The organism is Pseudoclavibacter sp. 8L (assembly GCF_902506465.1).
In the GTDB taxonomy this organism is placed as follows: Bacteria; Actinomycetota; Actinomycetes; order Actinomycetales; family Microbacteriaceae; genus Pseudoclavibacter.
On the sequence record NZ_LR733186.1, the window covers coordinates 1266413 to 1278689 of the forward strand.

Genomic DNA, 12277 nt, shown 5'->3' on the forward strand with positions numbered 1-12277 from the left:
TCGGATGGACACTGGGTCCATCTCGAGGGGCTTCGTCGTGCCCGACCGTCCGAGCCGAGCGGCGGGCGCTACTCGCGGCCCCGGTTCGTGTCGGCTGGCGGCGTCGAGTCCGACTGCTGCTGCTGACCGAGGTTCGGCGCCTGGCCGTCGTGCTGCGCCGGAGCCTGACCGTACTGCTGCGCCGGTGCCTGACCGTACTGCTGCGCCGGTGCCTGACCGTGAGCCTGACCGTACTGCTGCGCCGGCACCTGGCCATGCTGCTGGTTCGGGACCTGACCGTGGACCTGGCTGTCCTGCTGCACCGGGGCCCGGCCGTAGGTCTGCCCGTAACTCTGACCGGGCAACTCGCCGTAGGTCTGCATCGGCTGCTGCGCGGCCTGCTGGGCGAGCTGCGCCTGCTGCTGCGCGTACAGCTCGTAGGCGGCGCGCGCCGCTTCCTCCTTGCGCTGCTTGGCGGTCACGAGCGGCGCCGTCGTCGTCTCGATGCCTTCCTTCCTGGCACGCCAGATGACAAACGCCGCGACGATCGCGAGGAACGCGGCAGGGAGGAGCATGATCGGGCCGCCCGCACCCTCCGAGCGGTCGATGCCCTCGCTGAGCTGACCGGTGAGCACGGAAGGGATGAACAGCATGACGTTGTTGGCCGCGTGGATGAGCACCGCGCTCTCGAGCCCACCCGTGTACTTGACGGTGACCGACATGATGACGCCGAAGAAGAAGTAGTACCCGATGAGCCACCAGTCGCCGGCACCGTGCGCGAGGCAGAACAGCGTCGCGGAGACCGCGGTCCCGATGATGAAGGACAGCTGCGGTGAAGCGAACCAGGAGCCGGCCGCGCGCTGGAAGCCGCCGCGGGCCACGTACTCCTCCGACGCTGCCTGGAAGGGCGTCGTCAGCAGCACGAACACGAGCATGAGCATCGCCGTGCCGTCGATGTTGACCTCGGCTGGCTCGAGCAGGAACAGCCCAGCCGAGTAGACCGCGAAGACCGGGACGATGACCAGAGCGAGCTTGCGGAACCACGCCCACCGGAAGCGGCCCGTGACCGACGAGATCGTGCCCGGCCGGACGCCGAAGAGCATCCGCTGGCCGAGGTACGCCAGCGGGAGGAGCGCCGCGAGCGCCAGGTTGTTCGTCACGAAGATCGCGGGCGTCATGGGGACGATGCCGCTCTCGACGGCGTCCATGAGCTGCTGCTGGCCGATCTCCCCGGTCAGTGTCGAGATCAGGATTCCGAGACCGCCGATGGTCATGGAGCTGATGAAGAAGCCGACGACGAGGAACGCGATGAAGAGGAGCCCCCTCCACCATCCCTTGCCGCGCCCGATCGGGCTCAGCGCGTGGTCGTACGTGAGTCTGCTGTTGCCGGTTGCGGGTTGCTCGGTGAGCGGTGCACTGCCGGTCGGGGTCGGAGTCATGCCGTGGTTGCTCATGCTTCGACGGTATCGAGCAGCGGATGCCCGGGGATCAGCCGCACGAATGATTCCTCATCCGGTCCCTCCGCTGCGCGAGGGAGGCGCCCGCGGTGCGGCAGCGTCAGCGCTTGTGGGCGACGAGGTCGCGCAGGAGCAGCCGGTCGACGCGATTGCCGTCGCCGGCGAGCCAGTCGCCGACCTCGCGCAGCAGCGATTCCGTGGTGGCGAGCCTGACCCGCTGCCAGGTGAGCGCGTTGTCGACCTCGAGCGTCCCCTCGCGTTCCGCGACGACCGTCATCCACCCGCGCACGGCCGACATCTCGCCGAACAGCTCGTGGAATCGCTCGACGGCGTGCGGGAACTCCGCCGCGGGCGAGGAGAAGGCGACGCCATTGTGCGTGAGCTCGCCATCTGCCGAGATGCCGTAGGTGCCCGGCGCCCAGAGCTCGTCGTTGATGAGCGCCACCCGGCGGCCGCTGATCACCGCGTGCGCGATCGATCCGGTGCCCTGGCCCGGAACCCGGAGGCCATGCACGATGCGCACACCTGGGATGCGGAGCAGCTGGGCGAGGGGTTCGCCGACCGATCGCTGCGCGAGGAACGCCCGCATCGGGTTCGTCCCGCCCGCGGTTCCGCCGGCGTCCATGGCCGTCTGGCCTGGTTCACCCCAGACTCGCCTGCCATCTCCCGCCGGGGGCGCGGACTCGTTGGCGAGCTGGACGAGGAGTCGTTCGCGGGTCACTGCGACGCGGCGCTGCGTGAGGCCGGACCAGGCGAAGTAGCCGGACACCGCGGCCGCGAGGTAGATGGCCGCCTGCGCGAGCAGGCTCGCGAACGCCGGGTTCTGCATGCCAGCAGTCGTCGCGAACAGGGACATGACACCGAGCGTCGCCGACAGCACTCCCGCGACCACGGCCACCACGAGCGACACGAGCCACAGCACAAGAGCCCAGCGCTGCGCCCGGACACGCAGCCGCAGGGTCAGCCAAGCCGCGCTGACCGCCACGTAGGCGAGCACCGCGGGCCACATGGTCGGCTCCTGCCCCGGCCCGAACGTGGGAACCGTGAGGCGCACGAACGACGCGTCGACGAGGAGCAGGAGCGCACCGATGACGACGATCGCCGCGTGCACCGAAACCGCCATCAGCTCACGGCGCGTGTACGGACGCTTCGCGGCGACGGCGGGCGGCCAGTAGGCGGGCTGCTCCGGCCAGCGCGTGCGGAACCACGCCATGCGCCGCACATCGAAGATCTGCGCGGGGATGCGCGACGGCGGCGGTGCGTCCCGCGTCGCCGGCTCGGCGTGGGCGCTGCGACGAGGAGCTGAGGCGGCCGAGTCGCGCTTCGCGCTGGCGCGAGGGGGTGTGCGGAATCGCCCGCCGCCACCGGCTGAGCGCCTGCTCGTCGGCGCCCACTGCGTGCGCTGCTGGGTGCGGACACGACGCGAGCCACCGCCCGCGAGCCACGCGTCGTGTTCTCGCCGCGTCGTCTCGTCGGTCAGCACCTCGACCGCGAGTCGCACCCTGACGAAGTCGTCGGAGCTGCCGCCGAGGTCGGGGTGGGACTCTCGCTGCCTGGCACGCCCGACACGACGGACCTCTTCGAGGGACGCCGTTCTGGAGACGCCGAGCACGAGGTAGAGGTCTTCTGTGAAGACGTGCCGTCGACCGCTCATGGCCGCCCCTCCCGCTCCTGGTTCAAGTGCCCAAGCCTACGCAGTGATCGCCTCGTCGCCCGTCGCCGTGCGGGCGAGCGCGAGTGTGGACTCAGGAGTTCTCTGCGGCCAGCTCAGCGGATCGACGCCGGTTGGCGTCGAACGCACGCTCGAAGAGGCCGGCGAGGTCGGCATCCTGCAGCTCCGCGACGGAGCGCTCAGTTGTTCCCTTGGGGCTCGTCACCCGACGACGCAGCTCGGACGGCTCGGTCGCGGGATCGCGGACCACCATGCCGACAGCGCCCTCGAACGTCCCGACGACCAGCTGCCTCGCGAGTTCCTCGTCGAAGCCGAGCCGCTTGGTCGCCTCGAGGTACTGCTCGATGAGGAGGAACACGTGGGCTGGTCCCGAACCGGAGACCGCGGCGAGCGCATCGATGCGGTCCTCGTCGATGGTGGCCACCCTGCCGACACTCTCGAAGAGCGCGACGGCGACTGCGAGCGCAGCCTCGCCTGTCGAGTCGTTCGCGGCGAGCCCCGTGACGCCGAGGCCGATGCTCGCGGGCGTGTTCGGCATCGAGCGCACGATCTGCGCCCCGTCGGGAAGACGTGCCGCGAGGCTCTCGAGACGCACGCCTGCCGCCACGGAGATGACAACCGCGTCCGGCTTGAGCGCCGGCGCGATCTCGTCGAGCAGCTCACCGATCAGGTAGGGCTTGACGCCGAGGACGACGACGTCAGCCTCTTCGACCGCGGCGAGGTTCGCACGCGCATCGGACTCGAGGGCCGTAATCGTGACCCGGCCGTCGCTCTCGCCTGCCGCCGCGGAGGCCGCTGACCTCGTCGTGACGTGGACCCGCGCCCCTTCGCCGAGGGGCGCATCCAGCAGCCCGCGCAGGATCGCGCCGTTCATGTTGCCGCCGCCGAGGAACGCATAGGTGAGTGCCGTCATACCGGGATTGTACGGACGCACCACCGACATTCGCCCGCCGTGCACCCTCGCGCGCCTCCTCCCCGCCGCCGCCGCAGACACGGGCCAGGTCGAAGCCGCCTCGGCGTCGCGACTGTACGGATGCACCATGGAGGACGCCGAGATGCAGCACCTGCTCTGAGAGGCGCCAAGGTGGCCTCGGTATGCTGGCCGTTACTCGTCACCGTCGAAGGGGAACTCGTGCCGAATCAGGAACTCGCCGCACACATTCGCGAACTGCTGCTCGAAAACGTGCACGTGGGCGAGGTGCTCCAGGTGCGCAGCGTGGAAGTCGATGACCGGGTGACGCTCGTGGGAGTCCGCGTCTCGGTGCTGAACCTCCCGCAGGTGCTCGATCTGCCTCCGGTCCTCGCTCAGCTCCGCGCGCTCGTGCGCGAAGCCGCCCCGCATGCGGAGTCGATCTTCGTCGAGCCCGACGTGACCGAGCGACACAACGTGCACGTGAGCACCGAGTCGATCGTCATCCGCTCCGTCGACTGACCCGCGCGGGCACCGCGGCGCTCAGTCGCGGAAGAAGCCGCGCACGAGTGCCGCGCATTCCGCTTCGCGCACCCCGGCGATGACCACAGCACGCTCGGGGAGCCTCCGGTCGCGCACGAGGTCGTAGCGCGAGCCGACGGCGCCGGCCTTGTCGTCCCAGGCGCCGTAGACGAGCGTGCCGACTCTCGAGGAGAGGATCGCCCCCGCGCACATGGCGCAGGGTTCGAGCGTGACGACGAGCGTGCATCCGTCGAGTCGCCAGCCACCGAGGCGCTCGGCCGCACGCCTGAGCGCGAGCACCTCCGCGTGCCCCGTCGGGTCCCCGGTCAACTCCCGCTCGTTGTGCGCCGTGGCGATGACCTCGCCCGCAGCGTCGGTCACAACCGCACCGATGGGGACGTCAGCGCTCGCGAGCGCCAGCTCGGCCTCACCGAGGGCGATTCCCATGAGCTCATGCAGGCGCTCGTCGACGTGGAGTGGCACGCCGCCCATCTTCCCATCACGGCCCCGACGTCATCGACCGGATGTCACCGGGACGCCTCCAGCATCGTTACTCTGTATTTCATGCGCCTGCACGTAGCTGACCACCCGCTCATCACCCACAAGCTCTCGGTGCTGCGGGACGAGAAGACCTCGTCGCAGCAGTTCCGCTCGCTGGTCGAAGAGCTGGTGACCCTCCTCAGCTACGAGGCGACCCGAGACGTCCGCACCGAGTCGTACGAGCTGCAGACCCCGGTCGCGAAGACCACTGGCCTGCGCATGACCGACCCCGTGCCCCTGGTCGTCCCGATCATCCGCGCTGGCCTCGGCATGCTCGACGGGTTCCTGAAGCTCGTCCCCAACGTCGAGGTCGGCTTCCTCGGCATGCGCCGCAACGAGGAGACCCTGCAGCCGGAGACCTACGCCAAGCGCCTCCCCGAGAACCTCGCGAACCGCCAGTGCTTCGCCCTCGACCCGATGCTGGCGACAGGAGGTTCACTTGTCGCCGCGATCGACTTCCTGTTCGACGCAGGGGCAGTCGATGTCACCGCCATCTGCATCGTCGCATCCCCGGAAGGCATCGAGAAGATGCGGGAAGCGTTCGCCGACAAGAACGTCACGGTGGTCGTCGGAGCCCTCGACGAGGGACTCAACGAGGACGGCTTCATCGTGCCGGGCCTCGGCGATGCCGGCGATCGCCTCTACGGCGTCGCGGAATAAACTTCGCGTCATCTGTTGACATGTGCCGTCACGAGGAAAGATACTGGCGGCATGACGAACCTCTCGCGCACCCTGACCGCCATTTCGGCGACGGGAACCGCTGGCATGATGATGCCCAGCAGCGTGATGTGCTGTCGAATGTGCCGCTGACTCCGGAACTCAACCTCCGTCGAGTCGCCGCATTTTCCGTCCCCTTCTCTCATGATGGCCTGCCCATGAAGAAGGAACCCTGCGCCCCTTGGGCCAGCGCGGTCGCGCTGCACTCTGCACCCGACTGCATCCCGCCGAGGCTCCAGTCCCTCGGCACCGTCCGCGAACCGTCGCGGGCAGCACCCGCCAGCAGGTGGGTGCCATGAGCATCATCACCTCGAAGGACTTCCTCCCATGTCGCTTGCCACCGACTTCCGCCGCCCTCGCACCCTGAATGCCGTGACCCAGATCCCAGAAACCCCTCGCCCCGCCTATGTCCAGGCGGTCCCCGCCGCGCCTGAAGCGCGCGGCTTCGTCCTCTACGTCGGCCTCGATGAAGCGAAGGCCACCCTCGACGGGACGACGCTCACCGAGCTCGTCGAAGCGCTCAAGCGCGTCACGGCCGAGGTCGCCCCGCACGCCGAGACGCACGCAGCCGTCGCCCTTGCTCCGAAGGGCGCCGGCGGTCGCGATGTCGACGTCGTCCGCCTCGCACTGCAGGACCCTCAGGCGCTCGCCGCCCGCGGGGTCGAGGAGGACCACCTGCCTGACTCCGCCGAGGGGGTCACGATCGACACGACTCGGAAGCGCGTGAGCGTCTCCGGCGAGAACGCGGGCCTCACGTACAAGGAGTTCGAGCTCCTCCAGGCGCTGGTGCTGCGCGAGGGACGCACCGTCGACCGCACCGAGATCATCGACATCCTGTGGCGCGACAGCGACGAGGAGCGCCCGAACGAACGCACCATCGACGTGCACGTCCGCCGCCTCCGCTCCAAGCTGGGCGCTTACGGAGACATCGTCCGCACGGTCCGCGGCACGGGCTACCGCTTCGATCGTCACGCCGACGTCGAGGTGCTCTACCCGAACGCGCAGTCGCCCGACCGCCTCTGATCGGTCTGGGAGCATCCCCCCCCCGGATCAAGGCCTCTGCGCCGGATTGCGGTGAGTGGATGCGGCCTCGCTCGCCGCGTGGTCGCGCCGGATTCCGTCGCCTGATGTACTGGCCAGTACACTGCAACGGAACCTGACGAGACGACGAAGCTGGAGGCCCGATGCCGACGACGAGCAACCCAGTGGAGGCTTGGGAGTCCCTCTTCCGCGCCCAGGTCTCGATAATGCGAGAACTCCGCGGCGAGTTCTCGAGCAATTCCTTGTCGATGAACGAGTACGACGTGCTCTTCAACGTCGTGCGGGAACCACAGGGACGCATCCGCCTTCGCGACCTGAATCGCAACGTGCTGATCACGCAGTCCTCGGTGTCGAGGCTCGTCGATCGACTGGTGCAACGCGGGTTCCTCGTGAAGATCGACGACAGGCTCGACCTGCGATCGACGCTCATCGAGGTCACGCCGGAAGGCCGCGCCGAGTTCACGCGTGCGGCTCGCACGCACATGCGCAATATCCAGGAGCGGATGACCAGCTCGCTCGACGCCGACGAGCTCCGCACCCTGCAGCACCTCTGCACGAAGCTCCGCGTCGGCCAGACGGGTGGTCGCGGGCGTGACTTCGGCGCCTGATTTCGCGTGGGCCGGTGCTGCGTCCGCAGCACCGCTTGATGCGGCGACCGCCAACGCGCTCGCACATGGACTCCAGGTGCTCGCCGACCCGACCCGACTGCGCATCCTGTCTCTTGTCGCCGCGAATCCAGACCGGCCCACGACCGTGACGGAACTCGTCTCGGCGCTCGGATGCGCGCAGTCGACCGCCTCGCACCACCTGCGGATCCTCGTCGATGGCGGGTATCTCACCTACGAGCGCAGCGGCACGTGGGGACTGTATCGCCTCGATGCGACGAAGCTCCAGGCGACATCGGCGAGCATCCGCCCTCGCTGAGCCCGGTCCTGAGCGCGGTCCTGAGCCCGACCTTGAGAGCCTCCCCACAGTCGCAACCCGCGAGACTCGGGGTGGCGGCGGCTGGCCCGCCTCAGCCCTCGAGGTGGCGCTCGTCGACGCCGTTGTACACGGCAAGCGGGCGGATGAGGGAGTTGGCTCCGGCCTGCTCCATGATGTGAGCCGTCCATCCCGTGATGCGCGCCGCGGCGAACAGGGGCGTGAACGTCGGGGTGTCGAAGCCCATGAGGTGGTAGACGGGACCCGCCGGATAGTCGAGGTTCGGCTTGATGCCCTTGCGCTCGCCGAAGCTCTGCTCGAGCGCCTCGGAGAGCTCGAGCAGGTCACGCCGATCGTAGTGCTCAGCGAGGCGCTCGAGGGCCGCGTGCATGGTGGGAACGCGTGAGTCGCCGTTCTTGTACACGCGGTGCCCGAATCCCATGATCTTCTTCTTGTTCGCGAGCGCGTCGTCGAGCCAGGCTTCGACGTTGGCCGCATCGCCGATCTCCACGAACGTGTGCATGACCGCTTCGTTCGCGCCGCCGTGCAGGGCGCCCTTGAGCGCGCCGATAGCACCGACGACCGCCGAGTAGAGGTCTGCCGTGGTCGATGTGATGACGCGTGCCGTGAAGGTGGAGGCGTTGAAGGAGTGCTCGGCGTACAGCACCATCGAGACACGGAAGGCATCGACGACCTCGGGGGCGGCCTCTTCCCCGAACGTCATCCAGAGGAAGTTCTGCGAGTAGTCGAGGTCGTCGCGAGGCTCGACGAGCTCCAGGCCGTGCCTGCGGCGCTGGTCGTAGGCCACGATCGCGGGGAGCGCCGCGAAGAGGGCCTTCGCCTTCGCGAGCTCCGCCTCGGGCGACGGGTCGTCCGCGTCTGGGTCATTGGCGCCGATGACGCTCACGGCCGTCCGCACGACGTCCATGGGATGCGCCGTGACAGGCAGGACATCGATGATCGAGCGCACGTTGTCGGCGAGCGCACGGCCCGAGCGCTCCTGCGCCACGAACTCGGCGAGTTCCGCGTCGCTCGGCAGCTCGCCTCCCCACAGCAGCAGAGCGACCTCCTCGAAGCTCTTCTGCGCCGCGAGCTCCTGCACCGGGTAGCCGCGGTAGAGCAGGGAGTTGGTCTCCGGGTTGACCTTCGAGATGGCGCTGTAGTCGACGGGCACCCCTGCGAGGCCCTTGTAGATCTCCTGCTCAGTCATCGTTGACCTGCCCTTCCTTGTGTGGCGAACGCTGCTGTCGTCAGCGCTTGACGGTGAAATTGAACACTCCGCTGTCGAAGTGGTTATACCCCTCGTAGTCGACAAGCTCGTACAGCTCCGCGCGGTGCTGCATCTCGTCGAGCTTTCCCGTGAGCGTTCCGTGGCTGATGAGCTCGTCGAGCGCCCCGGCTGTCGCGCCCATCGAGATGCGGAGGGTCGAGACGGGCCAGATGACGAGGTTCATGCCGACGTCGGCGAGCTGCCGCACCGTGAAGAGCTCGCTCTTGCCGAACTCGGTCATGTTGGCGAGCAGCGGCACGTCGACGGCCGCGCGCATGGCCGCGAACTCCTCGAGCGATGCCATCGCCTCAGGGAAGATGGCGTCGGCGCCCGCGTCGACGAGCTTCCTGGCGCGGTCGATGGATGCGTCGAGCCCGTCGACCGCGCGGATGTCGGTGCGGGCCATGACGAGGAAGTTTGGGTCACGTCGCGCATCCACGGCCGCCCTGATGCGCTTGAGCGCCGTCTCCTCGTCGACGACCTGCTTGCCGTCGAGGTGCCCGCAGCGCTTCGGGTTGACCTGGTCTTCGATGTGCATGCCCGCGAGGCCGGCGTCTTCGAGCTCCTGCACGGTGCGGGCGACGTTCATGGGCTCCCCGAAGCCCGTGTCGGCGTCGATGATGGCCGGCAGCTCCGTCATGCGGGCGATCTGCCTGCCACGCCCTGCGACCTCGCTGAGCGTCGTGAGCCCGATGTCGGGCAGGCCGAGGTCTGCGGAGAGCACTGCCCCGGAGATGTAGACGCCTTCGAAGCCCTTCTGCTCGATGAGGCGAGCCGAGAGCGGGTTGAAGGCGCCAGGGAAGCGCAGCAGCTCCCCGCTCGCGAGACTCGCGCGGAACGCCGCGCGCTTCTCTGCGGGGGTGGTCTTGGCGTACAGCATCAGAAGATCCCTCCGCCTTCGTTGAACTCGATGACGCCGGGCGACGCGACGAAGCCGAGCTGGCCAAGCTCACCGGGGGCGAGCTCGGGGAGCCGTTGCACGGTGTCGAGGAAGCGCTCGATCTCGTGGTCCTCGACGACCTCTGCGGCGAGGGTGCGGAACTTGTTGATGTACTCGTCCCTCGCGAACGGCCGCGCGCCGAGCGGATGCGCGTCGGCGACGGCGATCTCGTCACGGATGACGGTTCCGTCGGCGAGCAGGATCTCGACGCTCCCGCCGAACGCCTTCTCGGCGATGTCGAGCGAGTGGTAGCGGCGGGTCCACTCCGGGTCCTCCTCCGTCACGACGCGCTTCCACAGCTCGACGGTGTCGGGCCTGGCGGCGCGCTCCGGCGCGTAGGAGCCCACGTGGTGCCAGGCGCCGTCCTGCAGCGCGACGGTGAAGATGTAGGGGATCGAGTGGTCGAGGGTCTCGCGGCTGGCGGTCGGGTCGTACTTCTGCGGGTCGTTCGCGCCGGAGCCGATCACGAAGTGCGTGTGGTGGGAGGAGCGGATGAGGATGCGCTCGATGCGGTCGGGCGCAGTCGCGAGCTGGGGGTGCTCGTTGTGCAGCTTGCGCGCGAGGTCGATCCAGGCCTGCGCCTGGTACTCGGCGGAGTGCTCCTTCGTGTAGCTGTCGAGGATCGCGAGCTTCGACTCCCCTGCGGCGGGGAGGGGCACCTGGTAGCGCGCGTCCACACCCCCAAGGAGCCAGGCGATGACGCCGTCCTCGCCCTCGTAGATGGGGGTGGGGCTCGTCTGGCCGCGCATGGCACGGTCGACGGCCTCCACAGCCATCTTCCCCGCGAAGGCCGGCGCGTGCGCCTTCCAGGTCGAGATCTCGCCCTTGCGCGACTGCCGTGTGGCCGTGGTCGTGTGCAGCGCCTGCCCGACAGCCTGGAAGATGGTCTCCGCGTCGAGCCCGAGGAGCGTCCCGATGCCGGCCGCCGCTGACGGGCCGAGGTGGGCGACGTGGTCGATCTTGTGCTTGTGCAGGCAGATGCCCTTGGCGAGGTCGATCTGGATCTCGTAACCGGTCGCGATGCCTCGGACGAGCTGCTCGCCGGAGATGGCTCGCTGGCCCGCGAGGTGCTGGGCGACCGCCAGGATCGGCGGGATGTTGTCGCCGGGGTGCGAGTACTCGGCGGCGAGGAACGTGTCGTGGTAGTCGAGCTCACGCACCGCGACGCCGTTCGCCCAGGCCGCCCACTCCGGTGAGGTTCGCTGTGCGTCTTCGAGGCCGAAGAGCGTCGAGCCGGCACCGTGACGCGAGACGCCGTGCGCGAGTGCCTGGTCGCGGGCCGCGACGATGGGGGCCCTGGTGAGCGAGGCGGCCGCGACTGCGGCGTTGTCGATGACGCGGTTGATGACCATGTCGGTCACCTCGGCCTGGACGGGGACGGGATCGGCGGCGACCTCGGCGATCTTCCACGCCAGCTGGTCGCGGCGCTCGAGGTTCTCGTCGCTGCGGTGGACTCGGACGTCGTGGAGATTCACGTGTGGAGGATCCCTTCTGGAGGAGTTGGTCGTGGAGCGCTCGACTGCAGGGAGGAGAGCGCGGTCGTGAGGCTGCGGTGCAGGTGGACGTGGGTCGCGTGCGAGGCGAGGCGAGGGTCACGGGCGAGGATTGCGTCGACGACGCTGAGGTGCTCGCTCGCGGCTTCCCGCAGGCGTTCGGGGTTGTGGCTCGCGAGCCTGCGGACTCGCGAGGAGTGGAGGCGGCACGATTCGAGCGCGACGCTGAGGTAGTCGCTTGCCGCAGCCTCGTCGATCGCGCGGTCGAGGGCATCGACGAGCTCGAAGTAGTCGGCGATGCCGGCTTCCCCGAGCTCGAGGAGCTCGGGTGCGTGCAGCAGGCGGATGCGGATGGCCTCGAACGGCCGCTCGTCTCGGCGCATCGCGGCGAGGGCGGCGGCCTGCGTCTCGAGCGCCTCCCGCAGCTCGTAGAGCTGGACGACGCGTTCTGCGCTGATCTCGGAGACGAGCAGCACTCGCGGTGACTGGCTGCGCACGAGCCCGTCGGCGAGGAGTCTCGTGAATGCACCGCGGACTGGCGTGCGAGATACCTCGAGGCGGCTGGCCTGCTCGACCTCGGTGAGGACCGTCCCGGGCGGGAGCGCGCCCGCGAGGATCTCCTCACGGAGCACCGCGTAGACCCGGTCACTGGCGAGCATGGAGTCCCCTCGTTTCGACACCCCTCAATGTATGCACAGTCAGGCCATTGGGCAATGTTTCTGCCCGAATTACCAGGCTATGCATACATAGCAGCATTCCCGCTCGCGCCGGCACCACGCGAGTTCGCCCCACCGCTCATCACGACGAGTCGTGCG

Annotated in this window: 14 protein-coding genes; 6 read left to right on the forward strand and 8 right to left on the reverse strand. The window is 68.8% G+C overall.

Going from position 1 to position 12277, the window contains the following annotated elements:
- Positions 1 to 68 precede the first annotated feature (68 nt).
- From GV007_RS12620 to proC, 3 genes are all read right to left on the reverse strand, one after another.
- Positions 69 to 1433: a CPBP family intramembrane glutamic endopeptidase gene (locus tag GV007_RS12620; RefSeq protein ID WP_160073039.1), complete on the reverse strand. Its 1365-nt coding sequence runs from the start codon at positions 1431 to 1433 to the stop codon at positions 69 to 71.
- A gap of 103 nt (positions 1434 to 1536) precedes the next feature.
- A complete protein-coding gene (locus GV007_RS12625) occupies positions 1537 to 3090 on the reverse strand; it encodes a J domain-containing protein (protein WP_160073041.1) in 1554 nt (517 codons plus the stop codon).
- Positions 3091 to 3181: 91 nt separating this feature from the next.
- Positions 3182 to 4021 carry a pyrroline-5-carboxylate reductase gene (gene proC / locus GV007_RS12630; RefSeq protein ID WP_160073043.1) on the reverse strand — a complete coding sequence of 280 codons (840 nt, stop codon included), beginning with the start codon at positions 4019 to 4021 and terminating at the stop codon, positions 3182 to 3184.
- Between proC and GV007_RS12635 the strand changes: the two genes are divergently transcribed.
- Together GV007_RS12635 and GV007_RS12640 are read left to right on the forward strand one after the other, a co-directional pair.
- Entirely contained in the window at positions 4008 to 4181 is a 174-nt protein-coding gene (locus GV007_RS12635) for a hypothetical protein (RefSeq protein WP_160073045.1), read from the forward strand. The genes proC and GV007_RS12635 overlap by 14 nt on opposite strands.
- Positions 4182 to 4240: 59 nt before the next feature.
- Positions 4241 to 4540: a hypothetical protein gene (locus tag GV007_RS12640; protein WP_146080122.1), complete on the forward strand. Its 300-nt coding sequence runs from the start codon at positions 4241 to 4243 to the stop codon at positions 4538 to 4540.
- 21 nt (positions 4541 to 4561) lie between these two features.
- Here GV007_RS12640 and GV007_RS12645 read toward each other — a convergent pair whose 3' ends face one another.
- Positions 4562 to 5023, reverse strand: coding sequence for a nucleoside deaminase (locus tag GV007_RS12645; RefSeq protein WP_323741400.1), 462 nt, complete (start codon positions 5021 to 5023; stop codon positions 4562 to 4564).
- An 81-nt stretch (positions 5024 to 5104) separates the two neighbouring features.
- Between GV007_RS12645 and upp the strand changes: the two genes are divergently transcribed.
- The 4 genes from upp to GV007_RS12665 all read left to right on the forward strand — a co-directional run bounded on the left by upp (position 5105) and on the right by GV007_RS12665 (position 7762).
- Positions 5105 to 5740 (forward strand): uracil phosphoribosyltransferase, encoded by a 636-nt coding sequence (upp, locus tag GV007_RS12650; RefSeq protein ID WP_104243489.1) that lies wholly within the window; start codon positions 5105 to 5107, stop codon positions 5738 to 5740.
- Between the two features lie 384 nt (positions 5741 to 6124).
- Positions 6125 to 6820: a winged helix-turn-helix domain-containing protein gene (locus tag GV007_RS12655; protein ID WP_160073047.1), complete on the forward strand. Its 696-nt coding sequence runs from the start codon at positions 6125 to 6127 to the stop codon at positions 6818 to 6820.
- 161 nt (positions 6821 to 6981) lie between these two features.
- Positions 6982 to 7446, forward strand: coding sequence for a MarR family winged helix-turn-helix transcriptional regulator (locus GV007_RS12660; protein WP_160073049.1), 465 nt, complete (start codon positions 6982 to 6984; stop codon positions 7444 to 7446).
- Positions 7430 to 7762, forward strand: coding sequence for an ArsR/SmtB family transcription factor (locus GV007_RS12665; protein ID WP_160073051.1), 333 nt, complete (start codon positions 7430 to 7432; stop codon positions 7760 to 7762). The genes GV007_RS12660 and GV007_RS12665 overlap by 17 nt, the downstream gene beginning before the upstream one ends.
- A 91-nt stretch (positions 7763 to 7853) precedes the next feature.
- On the opposite strand, the gene GV007_RS12670 is transcribed toward GV007_RS12665, so the two are convergent.
- The 4 genes from GV007_RS12670 to GV007_RS12685 are packed head-to-tail and all read right to left on the reverse strand — an operon-like array spanning position 7854 to position 12121.
- Positions 7854 to 8969 (reverse strand): bifunctional 2-methylcitrate synthase/citrate synthase, encoded by a 1116-nt coding sequence (locus GV007_RS12670; protein ID WP_160073053.1) that lies wholly within the window; start codon positions 8967 to 8969, stop codon positions 7854 to 7856.
- A gap of 40 nt (positions 8970 to 9009) precedes the next feature.
- Positions 9010 to 9909 carry a methylisocitrate lyase gene (gene prpB / locus GV007_RS12675; RefSeq protein ID WP_160073055.1) on the reverse strand — a complete coding sequence of 300 codons (900 nt, stop codon included), beginning with the start codon at positions 9907 to 9909 and terminating at the stop codon, positions 9010 to 9012.
- A complete protein-coding gene (locus GV007_RS12680; RefSeq protein ID WP_160073057.1) occupies positions 9909 to 11444 on the reverse strand; it encodes an MmgE/PrpD family protein in 1536 nt (511 codons plus the stop codon). The genes prpB and GV007_RS12680 overlap by 1 nt, the downstream gene beginning before the upstream one ends.
- Positions 11441 to 12121, reverse strand: coding sequence for a GntR family transcriptional regulator (locus tag GV007_RS12685; RefSeq protein ID WP_160073059.1), 681 nt, complete (start codon positions 12119 to 12121; stop codon positions 11441 to 11443). Before GV007_RS12685 ends, GV007_RS12680 begins: the two co-directional genes overlap by 4 nt.
- Between the last annotated feature and the right edge of the window lie 156 nt (positions 12122 to 12277).

Coding starts and splice junctions, on each gene's coding strand:
- GV007_RS12625 (WP_160073041.1), bottom strand. CDS start 3,090: ATGAGCGGTCGACGGCACGTCTTCACAGAAGACCTCTACCTCGTGCTC.
- GV007_RS12670 (WP_160073053.1), bottom strand. CDS start 8,969: ATGACTGAGCAGGAGATCTACAAGGGCCTCGCAGGGGTGCCCGTCGAC.
- GV007_RS12620 (WP_160073039.1), bottom strand. CDS start 1,433: ATGAGCAACCACGGCATGACTCCGACCCCGACCGGCAGTGCACCGCTC.
- proC (WP_160073043.1), bottom strand. CDS start 4,021: ATGACGGCACTCACCTATGCGTTCCTCGGCGGCGGCAACATGAACGGC.
- upp (WP_104243489.1), top strand. CDS start 5,105: ATGCGCCTGCACGTAGCTGACCACCCGCTCATCACCCACAAGCTCTCG.
- GV007_RS12685 (WP_160073059.1), bottom strand. CDS start 12,121: ATGCTCGCCAGTGACCGGGTCTACGCGGTGCTCCGTGAGGAGATCCTC.
- prpB (WP_160073055.1), bottom strand. CDS start 9,909: ATGCTGTACGCCAAGACCACCCCCGCAGAGAAGCGCGCGGCGTTCCGC.
- GV007_RS12655 (WP_160073047.1), top strand. CDS start 6,125: ATGTCGCTTGCCACCGACTTCCGCCGCCCTCGCACCCTGAATGCCGTG.
- GV007_RS12660 (WP_160073049.1), top strand. CDS start 6,982: ATGCCGACGACGAGCAACCCAGTGGAGGCTTGGGAGTCCCTCTTCCGC.